This window comes from Pseudomonas sp. LP_7_YM (assembly GCF_004364435.1).
Taxonomy (GTDB): Bacteria; Pseudomonadota; Gammaproteobacteria; order Pseudomonadales; family Pseudomonadaceae; genus Aquipseudomonas.
Genome location: NZ_SOCT01000002.1, coordinates 22,577 through 42,804, shown reverse-complemented (window position 1 = coordinate 42,804; position 20,228 = coordinate 22,577). Strand labels below are relative to the sequence as shown.

Annotated in this window: 22 protein-coding genes and 1 riboswitch; of the genes, 9 read left to right on the top strand and 13 right to left on the bottom strand. The window is 58.7% G+C overall.

The genetic code is table 11. From position 1 onward, the window contains the following. Positions 1-28 precede the first annotated feature (28 nt). From EC915_RS05195 to EC915_RS05185, 3 genes are all read right to left on the bottom strand, one after another. Positions 29-1,951, bottom strand: coding sequence for a DUF1302 domain-containing protein (locus EC915_RS05195; protein WP_133749475.1), 1,923 nt, complete (start codon positions 1,949-1,951; stop codon positions 29-31). 353 nt (positions 1,952-2,304) lie between these two features. Continuing rightward, a complete protein-coding gene (locus tag EC915_RS05190; RefSeq protein WP_133749474.1) occupies positions 2,305-3,981 on the bottom strand; it encodes a fatty acid--CoA ligase in 1,677 nt (558 codons plus the stop codon). Between the two features lie 177 nt (positions 3,982-4,158). Continuing rightward, on the bottom strand, positions 4,159-4,788 hold the full coding sequence (locus EC915_RS05185) for a LysE family translocator (protein WP_133749473.1): 630 nt from the start codon (positions 4,786-4,788) through the stop codon (positions 4,159-4,161). Positions 4,789-4,875: 87 nt separating this feature from the next. Between EC915_RS05185 and EC915_RS05180 the strand changes: the two genes are divergently transcribed. The 3 genes from EC915_RS05180 (at position 4,876) to EC915_RS05170 (ending at position 7,759) form a co-directional block, all read left to right on the top strand. Further along, a complete protein-coding gene (locus EC915_RS05180) occupies positions 4,876-5,841 on the top strand; it encodes a 2-hydroxyacid dehydrogenase (protein WP_133749472.1) in 966 nt (321 codons plus the stop codon). Between the two features lie 85 nt (positions 5,842-5,926). Continuing rightward, positions 5,927-6,925, top strand: a complete 999-nt coding sequence (locus EC915_RS05175; protein WP_133749471.1) for a class I SAM-dependent methyltransferase — start codon at positions 5,927-5,929, stop codon at positions 6,923-6,925. Between the two features lie 39 nt (positions 6,926-6,964). After that, positions 6,965-7,084: riboswitch (yybP-ykoY riboswitch) on the top strand. A 90-nt stretch (positions 7,085-7,174) separates the two neighbouring features. After that, the gene (locus EC915_RS05170; RefSeq protein WP_133749470.1) at positions 7,175-7,759 is read left to right on the top strand and encodes a TMEM165/GDT1 family protein; all 585 of its coding nucleotides are present in this window, start codon (positions 7,175-7,177) and stop codon (positions 7,757-7,759) included. 154 nt (positions 7,760-7,913) lie between these two features. On the opposite strand, the gene EC915_RS05165 is transcribed toward EC915_RS05170, so the two are convergent. The 4 genes from EC915_RS05165 to EC915_RS05150 form a co-directional block, all read right to left on the bottom strand. Next, the gene (locus EC915_RS05165; protein ID WP_133749469.1) at positions 7,914-8,732 is read right to left on the bottom strand and encodes a M48 family metallopeptidase; all 819 of its coding nucleotides are present in this window, start codon (positions 8,730-8,732) and stop codon (positions 7,914-7,916) included. A 237-nt stretch (positions 8,733-8,969) separates the two neighbouring features. Then, complete coding sequence (locus EC915_RS05160) at positions 8,970-9,599, bottom strand: SOS response-associated peptidase (RefSeq protein ID WP_133749468.1); 630 nt, start codon at positions 9,597-9,599, stop codon at positions 8,970-8,972. A gap of 50 nt (positions 9,600-9,649) precedes the next feature. Next, a complete protein-coding gene (locus EC915_RS05155) occupies positions 9,650-9,910 on the bottom strand; it encodes a DUF2007 domain-containing protein (RefSeq protein ID WP_133750146.1) in 261 nt (86 codons plus the stop codon). Further along, positions 9,910-10,101, bottom strand: a complete 192-nt coding sequence (locus tag EC915_RS05150) for a CPXCG motif-containing cysteine-rich protein (protein WP_081565514.1) — start codon at positions 10,099-10,101, stop codon at positions 9,910-9,912. The genes EC915_RS05155 and EC915_RS05150 overlap by 1 nt, the downstream gene beginning before the upstream one ends. Before the next feature lie 114 nt (positions 10,102-10,215). On the opposite strand from EC915_RS05150, the gene EC915_RS05145 reads away from it, so the two are divergent. Next, a complete protein-coding gene (locus EC915_RS05145) occupies positions 10,216-11,379 on the top strand; it encodes a 1-acyl-sn-glycerol-3-phosphate acyltransferase (RefSeq protein WP_133749467.1) in 1,164 nt (387 codons plus the stop codon). Positions 11,380-11,565: 186 nt separating this feature from the next. Here the strand turns inward: EC915_RS05145 and EC915_RS05140 are convergent, their stop codons facing one another. Beyond that, entirely contained in the window at positions 11,566-11,835 is a 270-nt protein-coding gene (locus EC915_RS05140) for a hypothetical protein (RefSeq protein WP_256658666.1), read from the bottom strand. A 136-nt stretch (positions 11,836-11,971) separates the two neighbouring features. On the opposite strand from EC915_RS05140, the gene EC915_RS05135 reads away from it, so the two are divergent. Next, positions 11,972-12,175 (top strand): hypothetical protein, encoded by a 204-nt coding sequence (locus tag EC915_RS05135; protein ID WP_133749465.1) that lies wholly within the window; start codon positions 11,972-11,974, stop codon positions 12,173-12,175. 124 nt (positions 12,176-12,299) lie between these two features. Here EC915_RS05135 and EC915_RS05130 read toward each other — a convergent pair whose 3' ends face one another. After that, on the bottom strand, positions 12,300-12,881 hold the full coding sequence (locus EC915_RS05130) for a YajG family lipoprotein (RefSeq protein WP_133749464.1): 582 nt from the start codon (positions 12,879-12,881) through the stop codon (positions 12,300-12,302). 231 nt (positions 12,882-13,112) lie between these two features. On the opposite strand from EC915_RS05130, the gene EC915_RS05125 reads away from it, so the two are divergent. Both EC915_RS05125 and mqo read left to right on the top strand, forming a co-directional pair. Next, positions 13,113-13,346 (top strand): hypothetical protein, encoded by a 234-nt coding sequence (locus tag EC915_RS05125; protein WP_133749463.1) that lies wholly within the window; start codon positions 13,113-13,115, stop codon positions 13,344-13,346. A 727-nt stretch (positions 13,347-14,073) separates the two neighbouring features. Further along, positions 14,074-15,579: a malate dehydrogenase (quinone) gene (mqo, locus tag EC915_RS05120; protein ID WP_133749462.1), complete on the top strand. Its 1,506-nt coding sequence runs from the start codon at positions 14,074-14,076 to the stop codon at positions 15,577-15,579. A gap of 89 nt (positions 15,580-15,668) precedes the next feature. Here the strand turns inward: mqo and EC915_RS05115 are convergent, their stop codons facing one another. The 4 genes from EC915_RS05115 to EC915_RS05100 form a co-directional block, all read right to left on the bottom strand. After that, on the bottom strand, positions 15,669-16,130 hold the full coding sequence (locus EC915_RS05115; protein ID WP_133749461.1) for a hypothetical protein: 462 nt from the start codon (positions 16,128-16,130) through the stop codon (positions 15,669-15,671). 245 nt (positions 16,131-16,375) lie between these two features. Then, complete coding sequence (locus EC915_RS05110; RefSeq protein WP_133749460.1) at positions 16,376-16,663, bottom strand: PA4642 family protein; 288 nt, start codon at positions 16,661-16,663, stop codon at positions 16,376-16,378. A gap of 68 nt (positions 16,664-16,731) precedes the next feature. Continuing rightward, positions 16,732-17,217 carry a hypothetical protein gene (locus tag EC915_RS05105; protein WP_133749459.1) on the bottom strand — a complete coding sequence of 162 codons (486 nt, stop codon included), beginning with the start codon at positions 17,215-17,217 and terminating at the stop codon, positions 16,732-16,734. A 173-nt stretch (positions 17,218-17,390) separates the two neighbouring features. Next, positions 17,391-17,948, bottom strand: a complete 558-nt coding sequence (locus EC915_RS05100) for a hypoxanthine-guanine phosphoribosyltransferase (RefSeq protein ID WP_133749458.1) — start codon at positions 17,946-17,948, stop codon at positions 17,391-17,393. 197 nt (positions 17,949-18,145) lie between these two features. Here EC915_RS05100 and upp point away from each other — a divergent pair, with 197 nt between their 5' ends. Beyond that, complete coding sequence (upp, locus tag EC915_RS05095; RefSeq protein ID WP_133749457.1) at positions 18,146-18,784, top strand: uracil phosphoribosyltransferase; 639 nt, start codon at positions 18,146-18,148, stop codon at positions 18,782-18,784. After that, entirely contained in the window at positions 18,784-20,064 is a 1,281-nt protein-coding gene (locus EC915_RS05090) for a uracil-xanthine permease family protein (protein ID WP_133749456.1), read from the top strand. Before upp ends, EC915_RS05090 begins: the two co-directional genes overlap by 1 nt. The last annotated feature ends 164 nt before the right edge of the window (positions 20,065-20,228 follow it).

Genomic DNA, 20,228 nt, shown 5'->3' with positions numbered 1-20,228 from the left:
TTCTTGTTTTCATTTCCATGGTCGTTCCTTAGAAGTTCACCCCGAAGCTGAGGGCCACGAAGTCGCGGTCATCCACCGTGGTGTACTTGCCGTCAAAGAAGTTGGTGTAGGAAAGGTTGGCGGTATAGGTGTTCTGATACTCAGCCTCCACACCCAGGCTGATGGCTTTACGACCCTCCTCGAAGTTGCCACCGGGACCTGGCGAGTAACCGTCAACGTCGTGGGACCAGGCAACGCTTGGCTTGAGGTTCACCCCGGCGAACACGTTGTTGTAGTCCCAGATGGCACGGGCGCGATAACCCCATGAATCGGTCGTGGTGAAGCCGTCATTTTCGCAATAGCGGCTGAGGTTATTCAAAGACGCTCCAGCCAGGGTGCTGGCATTGAGCGCAGTGCATTGGCCATTGGGCAGCGGTCCGGGGCCATAGCTCGGATCACGGCCGTAACGCAGTTTTGACGTGCTCTCCAATCCGCCGACATGGGTCCAGCCCACTTCGCCGATCACGGTCAGCCGTTCGGCACCCATCACCTGATCGAAGAACTGCGTGAACGTGGTCTGCGCCTGGCTGATTTCCTTGCGTCGATAACCTTTCTGGTCGGTGTTCGGAGCACCCTGCAACAGCGATACGCTGGGGTTGAGCGGCGACAGGCCGGAATAAAGGATGTCGGTGGTATTGACTTGCACCGGGGCGTTTGGACGGTAACTGAGCTCGCCGCTCCACGCGGTTCCTGTTGGCAGCGTAGTGGAGAAGCTCAGGCCAAACAGGTGAATGTCTTCAGGGTATTCGACGTAGTAGCTGGAGTTGCCCGCCGCCACCAGCGGCGACAGGGTCGGTGCCAGGCGGGTCGCAACACCCTGCGGCACGCCCCTGCTCACCAGCCCTGCGGCCAAACCCGAGGTACTGTAGGCGCTGGCGGGCCCACTCTTGCCACTGAAGATCGGTAGACGGCTGTGGTAGTTCATGTAGTAAGCGCCAAACTCGGTGTTCAGCGGCTCGAAGTTGTAGTGCATGGCCAGGCCGTACTGGCCACTGTCGCGGGCGTCACGGTCAGGACCACGAGCAACCACGGCGCCTTCATCCGGGCTGCCGTAGCTCACCCCACGGGCGGCCAGTGTTGCCTGCACCGGCGTGCGCAATGCAGCAGGCAACGCGGAGTTCAGGCTGTTGCGAGTACGCAGTACTGCCAGGTTGTTGGAGCAACCATCGGCAACCACGTCCGACTGCGAGAAGAACGTGCCGCAGTTGTCGACGACCGTCTGGTCCCACTCCAACTGGTAAAAACCTTCGGCGGAAAGGTTTTCGGTCAGGTTTTGGGACAGGTAGAACATGTTGACCGGAACCAGGCCTTCCTTGATTTCCGAACCAGGACGACGGAACGCCGAGACGTCGATCGGGTTGATGCTGTTGATACCGCCGCCGATGAACGTGCTCTCGCCCCAGTTGACCACCTGCTTGCCCAGACGCACCGAGCCCGGCTCATCGCCTATGGAGTAGTTGTGATAGACGAACGCATCGAGCAGTTCGAAACCTGAAGATTTGCCGGCCTCCTTGCGGCCCGAGTCGCTGACGTTCTTGAAGTCGAGGTCTTCATCCTTGAGCTTGAAGTCGTACCAGTACTTGCCCCGCAGGAACACGCCGGTGTCGCCGTATTTAAGCTCCAGATCGTGAACGCCCTTGAATATCTTCGAGAATGTTTCCCCGCTTTTGAAGTTCAGATGGCCGTCATCGGAAGTCTGCGAAAGGCCGTGTCCGCCGTTGTTCGATCCGATCAGATTCTTGTTGGCGTTCTGGGTGGACCAACTGGCGCCGATGGAGAGTGACGAGTCGAAATTACCTTCGATTTCACCGATGTTGAAACTGACGCCGAATGCAGGGCTGGCAAGCGTGGAAGCGAGGCTGACAGCCAGAGGCAGTTTTGCCCGGCGCCAGAACAGGTTTGGTGATGTCATCAACGCTACTCCGTGTGCTTTTATTTTATGGCAGTAGGTGCTTCCAGAAACGACTCAGGCAGACCGATCCGCAGTGCCTGGGTTCAGCGCTTGTCGGCAGCCCGTAAGCTGCGAAGCGAAGCGGCGTTCTCTCTGGTGCCGACCTACTGCCGACTATGGCCGGCAGGTGCTACTGCTTAATCCCTCTAAAATGTGATTTGCAGCGTCAATACCCCTGACTCGTCGATTTCGGCGGACGGGGGCGCGGCAAAAGAGGATGGCTGAATTTGGAATGAGCAAGGCAGACGCCTGCGCAGAGCCCTCGCGGCACATTGCGATGAACGAAATCAGACCCCTGTGTGCGAAAAAAAGATTCAGAGCGTAGAGAGAAAAGCACTGTTCGTGCTTTGCCATTCGATGATATCCAGGCGAATTCGCTTCTTGTCGAGCTTGCCGACACTGGTCTTGGGAATTTCGGGAACAAGGGCGATCTGGCTTGGAATCGCCCATTTATTGATGTGTCCCTGTTCCACGAACGGCTTGAGATGCTCCTTCAGCGTCCTGGCGTCGATCACATGGCCTTCGTGAGCGACCAGCACCGCGAACGGCCGCTCGCCCCATTGCGGATCGGCGATACCGACCACCGCCACCTCGCGTACGCCGGGATGAAGACTGCACAGATCCTCCAGTTCGAGGGAAGAAACCCATTCGCCGCCGGTCTTGATCACATCCTTGATTCGATCACGAATATCAATGCCACCCGTGCTGTCCAGCGTCGCCACATCGCCGGTATGCAGCCAGCCGCCAGCCCACAGTTCGGCGCCTTTGTGCGGCTCGCGATAGTAGCCTGCGGTCAACCATGGCGCCCGCAGCACCAGTTCGCCCTGCGCCTGGCCATCGGACGGCAGGAAGCTGCCCTCGCCGTCAACAATTGCAGCTTCAACCAATACACCCGGCGCGCCAGCCTTGATCCGGTATGCGGTGCGCTCGTCTTCGCTGCTCGCCATCAGTTCGTCATTCAAATGCGCCACCGACACCAGCGGCCCGGTTTCGGACATGCCGTAAGCGGCGGTCAGCTGAATGCCCTTGGCCTTGGCCGCCTCATACCATGAGCGATTGAGCGAGCTGCCACCGATGAGGATATTCCAGCCTGTGAAGTCGGCATCCTTGGCAGCCTTGGCGTTGAGCACCATCTGCAGAATCGTCGGTACGCAATGGGAGAAAGTCACCCCTTCCTTGCGCCACAGCTGAACCAACAATTCAGGGTCGTAGCGACCGGGATAGACCTGTTTCACGCCAAGCATGGTCGCGGCGTACGGCACGCCCCAGGCATGCACGTGAAACATCGGCGTGATGGGCATGTAGACCTTGTCAGTGCCCAGCAAGCCCTCGACGCTGCCCAGAATGGTGGCCACCGCCAGGGTATGCAGCACCAACTGCCGGTGGGTGAAGTAGACCCCTTTCGGATCGCCGGTGGTGCCCGTGGTGTAGAACGTCGTGGCCACCGAATTTTCGTCAAAATCCTCGAACCGGTAATTTGGGCTGGCCTCCGCTAGCAGCGTCTCGTACTCGCCTAGCAGATTGGGCAGATCAGCCGCTTTCTCGGCGGTATCGGTCAGCAGCAAGGTGTTCTCGACCGTGGTCAGCTTGCTGGCGAAAGAGCTGTAGAGCGATACGAATTCGCTGTTGACCAGCACCAACCGGTCTTCGGCGTGATTCATGGTGAACAGGATCTGCTCCACCGACAGACGCACGTTAATGGTGTGGATCACAGCACCGATCATGGGGATGGCAAACATGCATTCCAGGTAACGGTGGCTGTCCCAATCCATGACCGCTACGGTGTCGCCCGCCCTTACACCCGCTTCGGTCAACACGTTCGCCAGCCTGCAGATCCGCTCGTTGAGCGTCAGGTACGAATAGCGCGATTGGTCCCGATAAACGATTTCCCGCGTTCGTTCATAGCGGTGGCCCGACAGCAGCAGGCTTTTGATCAACAAAGGGGACGGGTAAGCACCCTCGGCAGGCGGAATCACGCGTGTCTGCAGCATGAAAATTCCTTTTCAAGACGCATGGGAGGTGCTGAAAAAATATGCACTCTAGAGCCTTCACCCGCCAGCCAAACCAGCCGAAGGAATGATTCTCATAACGGGCGACAATGCCGGCATCCAGGCGCATTGACGGGGCGCCCTTACGCCCACGCGACCCGCGTTGGGGCACTGCGGCCCTCAATGCATTTCGGTCAACGCCAGCTTCACTCCCAGTGCCACCAGCACTGCACCCATTGCACGGTCGAACCAGTGCCCCATGCGGGCGAAACCGGCACGTACGCGTTCCTGACTGAACAGCCGCGCGACCAGGCAGAACCAGACGCCGGTCGCCAATGCCAGGTACACCCCATAACTGGCCTGAACCAGTAACGGCGTGTGCGGGTTGATGACCACGGTGAACAGCGAAAGGAAAAACAGCGTTGCTTTCGGGTTCAAGCCATTGGTCACAAAGCCTGCGGTAAAAGCGCCGCGAGCGGTGCGCTCACCCTTGGCCAGATCTACCGGCGCATCCGAAGCGTTTGCCGGCTTGGCGCGCAGAGCCTTGATGCCGATGTACAGCAGATAGGCAGCTGCCGCCCATTTCAGCGCATTGAACAGCACGATGGATTGGGAAACGATCAGCCCGATGCCCAGCAACGAATAGCCAACGTGCAGGAAAATCGCGGTGCCCACCCCCATGGCGGTATAGGTTCCAGCCTTGCGCCCATGGGTCACGCTTTCACGCACCACCACCGCAAAATCCGGACCGGGACTGGCGACGGCAAGCAGATGAATCAGCGCTACGGTGAAAAATTCCGTCCAGTACATAGTAGGTCTCCAACGTTTTTACGAATGGCGGGCTCTGGTACGCTCGCTACCTTACGCCTCCCCCTCACCGAGCAAAAGGCACAGCTGATGTCGAGTCAAAGCAGAGCAGTTTTCCTGGATCACACCTCTTTGGATCTCGGCGATCTGGACCTTGCACCCTGGCGCGAAACCTTCAGCGAACTGGTGCTGCATTCGGCGACCCGCCCTGAGCAGGTGGCTGAACGACTGCAAGGGGCTCAGGTAGCGATCTCCAACAAGATCATGATCAATGCCGCCACGTTCGACGCCTGTCCTGAGCTCAAGCTGGTGCTGGTGACTGCGACAGGGGTCAACAACATCGACCTCGAGGCGGCGCGCAAGCACGGTGTGGTAGTAAGCAATTGCCAGGGATATGGCACACCGTCGGTGGCGCAGCACGCCTTGATGCTGCTGCTGGCGATGGCAACGCGCCTGCCGGATTACCAACAGGCCATCCATCAAGGCCAATGGCAGAAATCGAAGCAGTTCTGCCTGCTGGACTTCCCGATTGTGGAACTGGAAGGCAAGACGCTGGGCCTGCTGGGGCATGGTGAACTGGGAGGAGCCGTGGCGAAGCTGGCCGAGGCATTCGGCATGCGCGTTGTTTCGGGGCAGATTCCCGGTCGCCCTGCCCGCCCTGACCGCGCCCCTTTGCATGAACTGTTGCCTCAGGTGGACGCCTTGACCCTGCACTGCCCGCTCAACGAACACACCCGTGACATGATCGGCGCCCATGAATTGAGTCTGATGAAGCCCAAAGCCTTTATCGTCAATACCGCGCGCGGCGGGCTAATCAATGAGCAGGCGTTGGCCGATGCCCTGCGCAACGGCCATCTGGGCGGCGCGGCGACCGATGTACTGACAGTCGAGCCTCCGGTCAATGGCAACCCGCTGCTGTCTGGTGACATTCCGCGCCTGATCGTGACCCCGCACAGCGCCTGGGGCAGCCAGGAAGCACGCCAGCGCATCGTCGGCCAGATCAACGAGAACGCCCAGGCGTTCTATGCCGGCAAGCCGATTCGGGTTGTCAGCTAAACCTGCGCAGTCATGTGGGAGCGTGCGCTCCTACAGCGGACCTGTCATCACCTGCTAGACTGCGCCCTTTTTTCAGGAGCCGATGATGGACCCGCGCAGTGAAGTGTTACTCCGTCAGGCCGAGTTGTTTCAGGGCTCGTTGCTTTTGACCGGTCTGCCTGCCGACGACTTGCTGGGCACGCTGCCCAATGCGCAGGGCTGGAGCTGGCATGCCGGGGATTTCGCGGCGCTGGAGGCCCGCTTCGCTGATCGCACGCACTTCGGCACAGAGGCTCCCACCGAACCTTTTGACGCTGCGGTGTTGTTCCTGCCCAAAGCACGCGACCTCACCGACTACCTGATCAACGCACTGGCCTCTCGTCTTGCGGGCCGAGAGCTGTTTCTGGTGGGCGAAAAGCGTGCAGGTATCGAAGCCGCTGCGCGTCAACTGAGCCCCTTTGGCCGCGCCTGCAAACTCGACAGCGCGCGTCATTGCCAGCTCTGGCAAGTGACGGTGCAGAACCCTGCGCAAGCTGTAGAGCTGACTACGCTGGCCAGGCACTTCGAGATCGAGGTCGAAGGCGCACCGCTGAAAGTCGTCAGCCTGCCGGGCGTATTCAGTCACGGTCGGCTGGACCGGGGATCCGCCCTGTTACTGGAAAACCTTGACCGACTGCCCACCGGCCATCTGCTGGACTTCGGTTGTGGCGCAGGCGTGCTCGGCGCAGCGGTCAAGCGTCGCAACCCTGACATGAACGTGACCATGCTCGATGTCGATGCGTTCGCCACGGCCAGCAGCCGTCTGACCCTTGATGCAAATGGCCTGGAAGCACAAGTGATCACGGGCAACGGCATTGACGCAGCGCCTAAGCATCTGGATGTGATTCTGACCAATCCGCCCTTCCATACCGGCGTCCATACCGATTATGCAGCCACTGAAAATCTGTTGCGAAAATCACGCGAACATTTGAAAAAAGGCGGCGAACTGCGGCTTGTCGCCAACAGCTTCCTGCGTTATCAACCGATCATCGAGCAGCACCTTGGCGTCTGTGCCGTCATGGCCGAAGCAAATGGCTTCCGGATTTACCGGGCCAAACGCGCCTGAAATTAACGCTTGCCGAACCGGGTTCTCGAAGGCAGAATCCGCTCCGTCCTAGGGGAGTAGTCTCCCACGAGCGCCATGCTCGTCCGGCACGCATCAACATACTTGGCCCTAAGGCCATGGTGCGTGCGACCCCAGATCCGCCCAGACGGATCGGTGGTTTGACAAGACCTATGACACGAACATCCTGACCCGGGGCGGGGAGGTTGTACGTGTCATAGCCGTGTTGACCCGCCCCTTAGGAAAATCCTGATGCTGGAATCCCTGTTGGTCCCCACCGCAGTCGTCGCACTGGCCGAAATCGGTGACAAGACCCAACTCCTCGCGCTCATTCTTGCTGCCCGCTTTCGCAAGCCCTGGCCGATCATCGCCGGCATTGTCGCGGCAACCCTGGCCAACCACGCTGCCGCCGGTGCGGTAGGTGCCTGGTTCAGCAGTTTCCTTTCCGACGCCATACTGCACTGGATTCTGGCCGCAAGCTTCACCGCCACTGCCCTGTGGACCCTGGTGCCGGACAAGATGGATGACGACGAGGCCAACACCGCACGCAAGTTCGGCCCGTTCATGACCACGCTCATCGCGTTCTTCATCGCTGAAATCGGCGACAAGACGCAGATCGCCACGGTGATGCTGGCGGCGCAGTACTCCCATCTCTGGCTGGTGATTCTGGGCACGACGCTGGGCATGCTGCTGGCCAACGTCCCGGTGGTACTGGCGGGTAATTTCGCAGCTGAAAAACTGCCGTTGACGCTGATTCGTCGCTTGGCAGCGGGCGCTTTCTTCATTCTGGCAATCGTTGCGGTGTACAAGGCGATGCAGGTGAGCGGTTGGGTTTAAGCCTTTAACCGGACCTGACGGCAACGTATTTACATCTGTGGGAGCGAGCTTGCTCGCGAAAGCGTCCAGCCAGACAATCGATATCGACTGAACGACTGCATTCCCGAGCAAGCTCGCTCCGACAGGCACGGGCCAGACCGTTCACTTCATACGCTTATGATTTCGGCGCCTGCTCATACAATGGCATCACCTTGGGGATCGCCGCCTGCAATGAGGCTATCCGGTTGGACGAAGCCGGGTGAGTGCTCATGAATTCAGGCTGGGACGCGCCCGCCTGAGCCTGCATCTTCTGCCACAACGTGATCGCGGCATTGGGGTTGTAACCGGCACGGGCCGAGAGTTCCAGACCCAGCAAGTCCGCTTCGTTTTCGTTGGCCCGGCTGTTGGGCAAGGTCAGGCTGTAATTGACCACGGTATCGGCCAGCGCCAGGCTGTCCTGACCCAGACCAAGCAGGGAACCGGCCCCGGACTTGGCCATCTGGATACCGTAGGCCTTGGACATGGCTTCACGCCCATGTTCGCGCAAGGCGTGGGCGATTTCATGCCCCATGACCGCTGCCAACTCATCGTCGCTGAGTTTGAGGGTGTCGATCAGCCCGCTGTAAACGATGATCTTGCCACCCGGCCCACAGTTGGCGTTCAGTTCATCGCTCTTGATCAGGTTCACTTGCCACTGCCACTGCGCGGCATCCGCACGCAATTTCGGCGCCTGGGCGATCAAACGGTTAGCCACCGTCTGTACACGCTTGGCTTGCGCACTGTTCTTGTCCAGCACACCCTTGGTCGTAGCCTCGGTAACTGTCTCTTGATAGGACTGCGCGTACATCTCGTTGACCTGATCGGTCGACAACATGCTGAACATGTATTGCTTGCGCTGGACGCCCACCGAATCTCCACTGGTGGTGTTAACGGCCTGACAGCCCGCAACGAGTAACGCTGCGCTCAAGGCACAAAGAGCAAAGGTCTTGCGCATTTTGTATCTCCCTGGAAACAAGCCGCACATCCTAGGCGTAACACCCGCCAAGTGCCAGATGGCAGGCGCTGTCCATTCGAAATGGCAGGAAAAAGTGCAGCTATGTAGCAGGGATGAAATATCAAAACGAGCGCATTGCAGCTTCGCCGCGTCTCAGGGAAGGTCATGCCCCGTCGAGTTGTCAGGTGCGCCCCCGGGACTCATTGTTTTTAACGGAGGCTTATATCAGGCCGCTCACTAAAGCGGGGTCAGACACTCCGGCGCGTTGAGCCTGGGATCATTCACCAGATTCGCCAATGGCCGTTCACGCAGCTGCATCTGCGGTGCTGCGAGCAGTGATTGCAGGGTCGTCAGCGAACTGTCCGGATCAAGCCAGGCCGCCTGCCCTTCCACATCCAGAATGAGCGGTCTGCGCTGGCTCATTGCCGATTGGGTCACTACGGCAACGCTCAAGTAGACGTGACCTTCGACCGGATAGGCCTCCCAGATCGCCGCAAAGTACAGCGCAGAGCCCTCACCCGGCGTCAGCCAGAAAGGCCTTTTGCGTACCGTGCCGCGCCACTCATAAAAGCCGTTGGCTGGCAGCAGACAACGACGCTCGCGAAAGGCCTGACGAAACATCGGCTGCTCGGCCAGCGTCTCGGCACGCGCATGCGCCGGGGTGCGCGACAAATCGGTCAACCAGGGCGGCGTCAGCCCCCAACGCGCTCCCGCCAGTTCTCGACCACCCTCCTCGCCCGGCATCTGACGCATCATCAGTACCGAGTCGGCGGGGGAGATGTTCCATTGCGCCTGCTGGTCCGCCGGGAATCCGGGCAAGGCTGCGAACGCGGGCGTCCAACGAAACAGCGCATAACGTCCACACATGGCTCAGGGCAACTCTTTTGAAAAGCGAATCAAGCGACGCCGTACCGGCTTCAGCACAACAACACATCGGGGTAGTTGTCGGGCTCGTCGCCAGACAACGGAAAGGCGCCATTGTACTCAGTGATCAACTGGCGTGCGCGTTCAGCCTGAGCGTCATCGACTGCAAGCCCGAGCAGGCCGAAAACCGGCAGCTCGCCGACAGCGCCCAGCAGGTGCCGACCGGTGATGTGCGATTCAATGCCCTCACTGGCAAGGACTGACTGCAGCAGCTCGCCTTCCAGCAGGTTTTCAGGCTCATAGATTTTGCGCATCATTCGTTCTCGGCACGGACTTCCAGATCCCATTGCTCGCCGTCGGTTTCCAGGTGAAACTCGATCGGCCGACAGCAGACGTGACAATCCTCGATGAAGTTATTGTCACCTTCCGAGAGGTCCAGAACGGTTTCTCCCGGCTCGCCGCAGTAAGGGCACTCGTAAGGCGCTGCAGGTTGTATTTCGTGCATCACAGTCTCCGACGGCAGTTTTGCGTATAATCGCTCACTTGTTTGCAGGCCGGGTTCATCCTTGGATCGCGACTCGACCTACCTTACCCTAGCCTTTTCCAACAAGAGAGCATGATGGGCGAATTCGATGCCATCCGACCCTACGACGACACCGAAGTAAAAGCCGTACTCGATCGGCTGCTGGGTGACAAAGCGTTTCTCGCGATCCTCACGCATTTCCGTTTCCCGCGTCTGGCCGGCTCCCTGGGCTGGATTCTGCAGCCTGCTATCGCACGCAAGCTGCGCCGCCAGTTCGCCGGGATCGAATCGGTAGCGGCGTTGCAGGACAAGGTCGAACATTACGTCGACCACACAATCGAACGCGCCACCGACGGTGTGACCTACACCGGTGTCGAGCAGTTCAAATCCGGCATCGCCTACCTGTTCCTGGCCAACCACCGCGATATCGTGATGGACCCGGCCTTCGTCAATTACGCGGTCTACCATGCGGGCCTGCCAACGCCGCGCATTGCCATTGGCGACAACCTGCTGCAGAAGCCGTTCGTCAGCGACCTGATGCGCCTGAACAAGAGCTTCATCGTGCACCGCTCCATCACCGGGCGCCGGGAGAAGATGGCGGCGTATCAGTTGCTTTCGGCCTACATCAACCATTCGATTCGCAACGATTGCCAGTCGATCTGGATCGCCCAGGCCGAAGGTCGCGCCAAAGACGGCGATGACCGGACCGAGTCGGCCATCCTCAAGATGTTCCACATGAGCCGCAAGGACGAGCCGTTTGGCGAAGTCATTCAGTCGTTGAACCTCACCCCGGTGTCGATCAGCTATGAATACGACCCATGCGATCACGCCAAGGCCCGCGAGCTGTACATCCGCGCCACCACCGGCGGCTACACCAAGGCGCCAGGCGAAGATGACGTCAGCATTGCGCTGGGTATTACCGGTTACAAGGGCCGGGTACACGTCAACTTTGCCCCGCCGATCACCGACGTGTTCGAAGACACCAAGCAGTTGGCAATAGAGATGGACCGGCAGATCCTGGGTGGCTACCGCCTGTTCCCGGTGCATTACCTGGCTTATGCGCAATGGGCCGATGCCGATCCGAGCCTGAAGGTGCCGAGCGCCGCCGAGGTGTTTCAGGCTGATGAGCTGGAACGCGCCCAGGAAGAGTGGCAGCGACGACTCAGTGGCTGCCCTCAAGAGCATCGTCCTTTTCTGGTGCTGCAATACGCAACGCCGGTACGCAATCAGTATCGGGTCAAGGCCGGGTTGCCGCTCTGATCGCTAGCGCCTGAAAACGGCGCCTGCCCAGGCGCCGTTTTTTATTGCCTGCCACATGACCTATCGGCGGTACAACGCCTGTGATCGCGAATTCATTCGCGAGCGGCCCGTGCAGGCCAGAGAGCTGCGTCGGCTGTAGTGACCCATCACGAATGAATTCGCGGCCACATTAGTCTGCAACCGCCGTTAGATTTTTGTACTCACCCACGATAACAACAGCGCAAACCACAGGCAGGCGGCCCCGATCCGGTAGCTCTGACGGATCAGGCGCAGCGTCGGCACGTCCATCAGGTGCATGGGCTCATCAATCGGAGCCTGCCGGGTAAGGGCGTTGAGGTGGGTGGTCTCTCGCTGTTCATGGCGGCGAGTCGTGTGCAACAACCAGATACCAGGGCCTGCCGCCAGTAGCGCGAAGAGGTTGATGACAATCCCGGGGGATTGCTGGATGAGCGACATGAGGCCTCGATAGCGCACTGTCATTTGCGCCGCGGATGGATTTCGGTCTGGAGGGTACGGTATCGCCTGTCACCTTAACGTCACCTGAACCGGTCACTGTGTAGCGCCTTTACGCGCCTTCAGAGACGGAGTTCACATGCTGCACGCCCACAATCAGGACCGCCTGTACCACATCTGTCCGAGCGACGAACAACAAGCCTTGATCGATGGTCTGGCCTTCAATGTTCAGGATCGGCACTGGCTGGTCTACTGTGCGCTGGGCGGCCACCCGCATCGAGACTTGCCGGAGGTCGACCTGTTGACGGGTGTCAGCTTTCCCGATCTTTATCAGACGGCTTGAATCCTTCAGCTGCGTATCAAGCACAGCGTCTGGCCCCCACAGCGGGGGATTACGCCCCTTATTGCGCGCACAAAAAAGCCCCGACATCTATCGATGCCGGGGCTTTGGCGTACAGCCAGAGCGCTTACTGGCCTAAGGTGCGGCCGATGGTCTGATCCTGGAAAACGCGGGTCAGTGCATCGCTGAGGACATCGCTGACCAGCTTGGTGTTGGTCTCTTCGTTGGGTGCCATGCCGAAGCGCTGATCCAGAGAGGCAGCATAACGCCCGCTGTAGCTGCGGCCATTGTTCTGTACATCCGCTCGGAAGGTCGTGCTGATGCTGGCCTCGGTCACATACATGCCCTCTTTGGGCGACTGATATTTCAGATCGGCCAGCGTGACAGTCAACTGCGCGCCGCTGCCACCCTGCACCGGCGTGAACCCCAGAAGCCGCACGGCAGCTTCGGCCTGAGCCTGAAGCTGAGGCACCAGTTGCTGACCCTGAACCGTGATCGAACTGGTTTCCGGATACAGACCGCCACGCGTGCCCAAGGTCGGCGAAGGACGACCGTCGACTACCCGCACCACCACTTGCTGACCATGCCCTACGGCGGCCAACTGGGCATTGAGCTTGGGTTGCGGGTTAAGGGATTGCGGACTGTGGGCGCACCCCACCAGCGTCAGACTGCCGACTGCAAGCAAACCGAACAAAACACGACGCAACATGCTCATTTCTCCATGGGCCAAGGCACAAATTGTGCCGCAGTATAACGACCTACCGAGGTCACTCACTAGCGTAAAGATACGACAAAGCGCCACTTCTCCGGTTCCTGCGAAGTCCCGCTAGCGGGTCAGCAGCGGTGATGCCAAGACATCATCGAGCAACACTGATGGTCATCGCGATGTCATGGCCCCACTACATACTTTTCACACCTACCGGAATACGGAATACCCGCCGTGGACTTTCTCCGGACCCTGCTCTTATTGCAATGTCGCCGTCGTTACTACGCCCTGCTGGACCCGAACGGCGTCTGCCTGTCCTTCAAGCACTGCCGCGAAGCGCCAAAAGGTCAGCAATGGGTGGAAATCGGCGAGCCCAACCTGAGCTGGTTGCGTCAGCCTTTGCCAACCCGCGCCCGTATCGTCTACCGGGCGCGGGCGATTACCGCCCGACATTTGCTCAGCATCTGACCGAACGAAGAATAAAAGTCATTTTTTCTGGATCAATTCTGCACGTTTCATCGCTATAATCTTCCCCCGATTATAAGGACGTCTCCTGATCGGGCCTCGCAGCATTGCTGATACCAGGTATCAGCTCCTCCGTACCGCCCACAGAGAGCCTTCCACAACAGACATGTGCAGCCCGGTGTGGCCGCTTGCAGGCGCGAAAACTCGACTCGCTCGGACTTTTCCCGCAGGCCATTGCCCACACTGAGTTCGAACCTGATCTGTCGGAGCTGCATCGCGCAGCCCCTTTTTTGAGGTTCGCGTCTCCAAAAGAGCGTGAAAAAAACGGGTTTTCACAACTTCACAAGAGTGTGGCAAGCAAATGAATAGTTACGCGTTTGTAAATGCACCGTTAACGTCTGACCCAGCCCCCTTGCACAGGACCGACTGCATCGCAGCCTCCACAACCAGAACCTGAAAGCCTGTCCGCTAAGGATTTGGTTGCATGACCGAGCGTCTTGACGATAGTCGAATGGCTGTCCGGGCCAAAAAATGAGTTCATGCTTTTCATAAAAGCATCAACCAGGCCGTCTCGAGGCGTGCGCTGAAATGCAAAAAATTGCGAAGAATCGGACATGACGATCCCGGTCGGGTGGTACGAGGCACTGCGCGTAGACGCGCCGCCCCCGGCAACTGACCTCGGGAACCCATGCCGTCAATTTGGTGCTGCAGATTTTTTGGAGACGCGTTAATGGCGCATAACGAAGCAGTCGATGTGGTACTGGTTGGGGCAGGCATCATGAGTGCCACCCTCGCCGTGCTGCTCAAGGAGCTCGAACCGAACCTCAAAGTCGAGGTGGTCGAGCTGATGGATTCCGGTGCTGCGGAGAGTTCCAACCCGTGGAACAACGCCGGTACCGGGCACGCTGGCCTTTGTGAGCTGAACTACACGCCGCAAGCGGCGGATGGCTCCATCGACACCAAAAAAGCAATTCACATCAACTCCCAGTTCGAAGTCTCGAAACAGTTCTGGGCCTACCTGGCTCGCAAGGGCACTTTCGGCGCTTCGCGTTCGTTCATCACGCCGGTTCCGCACCTGAGCTTCGTGCAGGGCGAAAAAGGCATGGCGTATTTGAAGAAGCGCTATGAGGCGCTGCATCAGCACCACGCTTTCGCGTCCATGGAATACACCGAAGACAAGGCAAAACTGGCAGAGTGGATGCCGCTCATGATGCCGGGGCGCCCTGCGGACGAGCCGATTGCCGCAACTCGCGTCATGCACGGCACCGACGTCAACTTCGGCAACCTGACCAATCAATTGCTCAAGCACCTGTCCAGCGCACCCGATGCGCAGGTCAAATACTGCAAGCGTGTCACGGGTCTGGTCCGCAACGGCAGTGGCTGGAGCGTGACCATCAAGGACGTCAACAGCGGCAGTACGCGTGAAATCGACGCCAAGTTCGTCTTCCTCGGCGCCGGGGGTGCGGCACTGCCGCTGCTGCAAATGTCCGGCATCGAGGAAAGCAAAGGCTTCGGCGGCTTCCCGGTAAGCGGCCAGTGGTTGCGCTGCGACAACCCTGACGTGGTCAAGCACCATCAGGCCAAGGTCTACAGCCAGGCAGCCGTCGGTTCTCCGCCGATGTCGGTTCCGCACCTGGACACCCGCGTCGTCGATGGCAAGACCTCGCTGCTGTTCGGTCCTTACGCCGGCTTTACCACCAAGTTCCTCAAGCACGGTTCGTTGATGGACCTGCCGTTGTCGATTCGCGCGGCCAACATCGCGCCAATGCTGGCCGTGGCCCGCGACAACATGGACCTGACCAAGTACCTGATCAGCGAAGTGCGGCAATCCATGGAACAGCGTCTGGAAGCCCTGCGTCGTTTCTATCCGCAGGCCAAAGCCGAAGACTGGCGTCTGGAAGTGGCGGGCCAGCGGGTACAGATCATCAAGAAAGACCCGAAGAAAGGCGGCGTCCTGCAATTTGGCACCGAACTGGTGTCGGCCAAGGATGGATCCCTCGCGGCCCTGTTGGGAGCCTCTCCGGGTGCATCGGTGACGGTCTCGATCATGCTGGACTTGATCGAACGCTGCTTCCCCGAGAAAGCCAAAACCGAATGGGCCGCCAAGCTGAACGAGATATTCCCGGCTCGGGAAAAAGCCCTGGAAACCGACGCGCAGCTGTATCAGCGTGTCAGCGCCCAGAGTGACGAGAGCCTGGATCTGGTTTCGAACAGCCCGGCGGCAAGTTTCGCCTGACCCAGGGACCTCTCTGAATCGGTGAAAGAAGCTGAAAGCCCCGCCCACGCAGCGAGGCTTTCAGTTTCGCTGATATTTCGAAGCTCGGATCACTTCATTGAAAACCTGACGCTGTAACTCTCTAGCGAGTTGATGCCTTTGGTGACCAGTGCATGACATTGGGCTGCAACCGTCCCGACGGATTTGGCGGTCGCAGCTTTACTGGGTGCCGGATTTAATCCGAACCAGCTGAAACGCGCCTCGTGGCCCATTTTGAACTGGCAGACTTTCCCATCCTCAGTGCCATAACGAAAGGTTGCAGCATCGTTACGAGCATTTCTCAGCGTCACACCAAATCGACTGCCCCCGTGTTCAGCGTCAGTCTGGTACTCATCCAGTCGGACTGCATCCGGTATCCAACTGGCATAAGTCATGTTCAGGTGCTGCCTTCCATCGTTCCAGACTTCAACGATGACCTCCATGGTTTTGGGGTAGGCCGCTTGGGATACGGGGAGGGCAGTGATAAACGCCGCTGACAGACAGCCGCTGATAAGAAGTTTGCTCGCCTTCATTTTTGAATTCCTTTTCGCTCAAATGGCAGAGCTTCATGCTCTGCAACTGTGTCTCAGGACACGAGAAAAAGTATGAAGGCGCGCCTTTTTTTGAAAAGGAGCGAAAACGGAGTGAGAGGGTAGGAATCGTCTTTCAGAAATGAAGCAAAGCGTAATGCCATCGACGCGGGCGGGATCGATCCCACACACGCTCGGATGCATTTCGCAACGGACGCCAGTAAGGCGCCCTGAAAAGGACTCGGTTATCAGCGCCGTGCTTTTTCGATCAGTTCGATGTATTCCTCGGCGTTACGCTGATCCTTGATGAGCACGATGAAATCATTGCCCTGCTCATCCTTGCCATCCAGGCCATAGCCTGCTTCCTTGAAGAAACCAAGGAACCGCTCGAAGTCATCAACACGCAGGCCACGGTAGGCCTTGATCAGCTTGTGTAACGACGGCGAAGTTGCATCCACCGGCTCGAAATCCAGAAACAACTTGATCTGGGCATCGCCGATTTCATCGCCAATCACCTGCTTCTTATCTTTACGCATTGCTGACTCCAACTGACTTTGCGGGACATTTCACGGGCCGGCAGTTTACCCCTCGCCCGGCCAAAGGCTCAACGCGCGCGTACGTTACCGGTGTGCAAGTCTGCCCAAACGTGACCATTGGCGTAACGGAGGAACTGGCAATACACCTTCTCGTTACGCAGCAGATCTATCAGTACGCGATATTGGCTCGCCGGGTAATAAAGGGTCAGGATGCGGCTGGCGCCGTCATAAACCGGCTTTTTCAGACTCTTGCTTTCGCCGTCGAAATGAATCAATACCTCGGAGATGGTCGCCCCCTTATTCATGGGCTTGCCCTTGAGGCGCAGACTCAGCGGGGATGTGACAGGAATGGGTTGCTGGTTGGACTGGCGCTGACTACCGGCAACGACGGAGTAGTCGGTGATCTGCAACAGTTGCTGCTGCTCTGGCTCGCCTTCACGCAGGGACAACTCGTCAGGCGGCAGGTATTGAGCGTGCATCGGTTCAGCGATGGACGGGAGCGGCAGGGTCAACAGCAACATCAACGCAGCTTTACTACGAAACGATAACGTCATGGGTGCCTCCCGAAAAAGTGGGAAGCACTCTAGCATGCAGACAGGGCCCTTCGGCTCAACACACCTGCCTGTGGAACGGATTCATTCGCCAGACGCATCGGCCCTGTAAACTTTCATCGGGCGACGCGCGGCATGGCGATGAATTCGCTCCTGCCGATACAAAGGCGCGTCGATCACATACCTTTTACGGCAAAAATACCGGCTGCGTTACGCCAGTAACCTTTGTAGTCCATGCCGTAACCGAAGATGTAGCGGTCGATGCACGGCAGGCCGACGAAATCGGCCTTAAGGTCTGCACGGGCCTTGCGATCATGATCCTTGTCGATCAGCACGGCGGTGTGCACAGCACGGGCGCCAGCGTGTTTGCAGAAATCGATAATTGCGCCCAGGGTGTGACCTTCATCGAGAATGTCGTCGATGATCAGCACGTCGCGATCAATGAACGAGACTTCAGGCTTGGCCTTCCAGAACAACTCGCCGCCGCTGGTTTCGTTGCGATAACGGGTGGCGTGCAGGTAGGAGGCCTCCAGTGGAAAATTCAGGTGAGTCAGCAGTTTTCCCGCGAAGATCAGGCCGCCGTTCATCACGCAGAACACCACCGGATTGCGGTCGGCCAGCACGCCGTTGATTTGCTCGCCAACGCGGGCGATGGACGCCTCGACTTCGGCATGGGTATAGAGGCAGTCAGCCTCGCGCATGACTTGACGGATATGCTCGAGATCAGCGGACATGGCGCTCTCCAAAGGGGGCTGTGTAAGGAAAAGCGGGCAAAGGTACGCACCCGATCCAGTCAGGGCAAGCTTTTCTGGACTAACGTTGCACAGCGCTCCACGAATGTGAGAAACGCGAACCTAACCGGTAAGACAAGTTACAGCTGAATAGATTAATCTAAGCCGTTTTTTTTGCCCGTCCGCTGGAGCCTTCCCTTATGCCCATTCGTGAGATCCGCCATCCGCTGATCCGTCACAAGCTCGGTCTCATGCGCCGCGCTGATATCAGCACCAAGAACTTTCGTGAACTGGCGCAAGAAGTCGGCGCATTGCTGACCTACGAGGCGACCAAAGACCTGCCCCTGGAAACCTACGATATAGAAGGTTGGGCCGGGACCGTTCAGGTCGAAAAAATTGCCGGTAAGAAGATCACCGTAGTACCGATCCTGCGCGCCGGGATCGGCATGCTCGAAGGCGTACTCAGCCTGATTCCGGGCGCCAAGGTCAGTGCCGTAGGCGTGGCGCGCAACGAGCAAACCCTCGAAGCGCATACCTATCTGGAAAAACTCGCGCCGGAAATCGATCAGCGTCTTGCGCTGATCATCGACCCCATGCTGGCCACCGGTGGTTCGCTGGTCGCCACCATCGACTTGCTGAAAAAAGCCGGTTGCCGCGATATTCGCGCCATGGTTCTGGTGGCTGCGCCGGAAGGTATTGCCGTGGTCGAGAAGGCGCATCCGGACGTTAACCTTTATACCGCGTCCATCGATCAGCGCCTGAACGAGCATGGCTACATCATTCCAGGTCTGGGCGATGCCGGTGACAAGATTTTCGGCACCAAGCAGAAGGACGCCTGATGAAGCAGGATGAGTTCAACGATCCACTGTGGCGCACTGTACTCTCGGGCGCACAAATGCTGTTCGTGGCGTTCGGTGCGTTGGTGCTGATGCCGCTGATCACCGGGCTCGATCCCAATGTTGCGCTGTTCACCGCAGGCCTGGGTACGCTGTGCTTTCAAGTGGTAACAGGCCGTCAGGTGCCGGTTTTCCTCGCCTCCAGCTTCGCGTTCATCACCCCGATCATTCTCGCCAAGAATCAGTTCGGTCTGGCGGCGACCATGGGCGGCGTAATGGCAGCGGGCTTCGTTTATACCTTCCTCGGCCTGGCCGTGAAGATAAAGGGCACCGGCTTCATCGATCGTCTGCTGCCACCGGTGGTGATCGGCCCGGTGATCATTTCCATCGGTCTGGCGATGGCCCCGATTGCCGCCAACATGGCCATGGGGCGCACAGGTGATGGCGCGGCGGAGTTGATTCCCTACCACACCGCAATCGTGATCTCAATGGCAGCGCTGCTGACCACGCTGATCGTTGCGGTGTTCGGTAAAGGCATCTTTCGTCTGGTGCCGATCATTTCCGGGGTGCTGGTAGGTTTTGCCCTGTCGTTCTATTTCGGCGTAGTCGATGTGGCGAAGATCGCTGCCGCGCCATGGCTGGACATCCCACACTTCACCGCGCCTGAGTTCAACTGGCAGGCGATCCTGTTTATCGTTCCGGTAGCGCTCGCGCCAGCCATCGAGCACATCGGTGGCGTGATTGCGGTCGGCAGCGTGACCGGGCGTGATTACCTGAAGAAGCCTGGGTTGCATCGCACATTGCTGGGTGACGGGATCGCGACCACCGTCGCCGGGGCTTTGGGTGGCCCGCCCAATACCACCTATGCCGAGGTAACCGGCGCGGTAATGCTAACCAAGAATTACAACCCGAAGATCATGACCTGGGCGGCAGTTTTTGCGATCACGCTGGCATTTGTGGGTAAGTTCGGGGCGCTGTTGCAGAGTATTCCGGCGCCGGTGATGGGCGGAATTCTGTGTCTGCTGTTCGGCTCCATTGCGGCAGTGGGGATGAATACGCTGATTCGCCACAAGGTCGATCTGGCCGAAGCGCGCAATCTGGTGATTGTTTCGGTAACGCTGGTGTTTGGCATCGGTGGCGTGCTGATTGGAACCGGCAACGGCCCGGATGACTTCGGCATGAAGGGCATTGCCTTGTGCGCGGTCACGGCCATCCTGCTGAATCTGATCCTGCCGGGCAACGACGCCTGGAAGAACAAGCATCTGGATGACCAGTTGCCGTAGCTTGGGTACGTTAAAAAGGGGCCTCATGACGAGGCCCCTTTTATGTGTACGGCCATTCACCTGTGGGAGCCTATTTATTCGCGAGACATATTCACAGTCAGCCACTCTCTACCGGCTGGACCTTTTTTGTGCATGAATTGGCTTCGACAGCCGAGCGAGTGTCA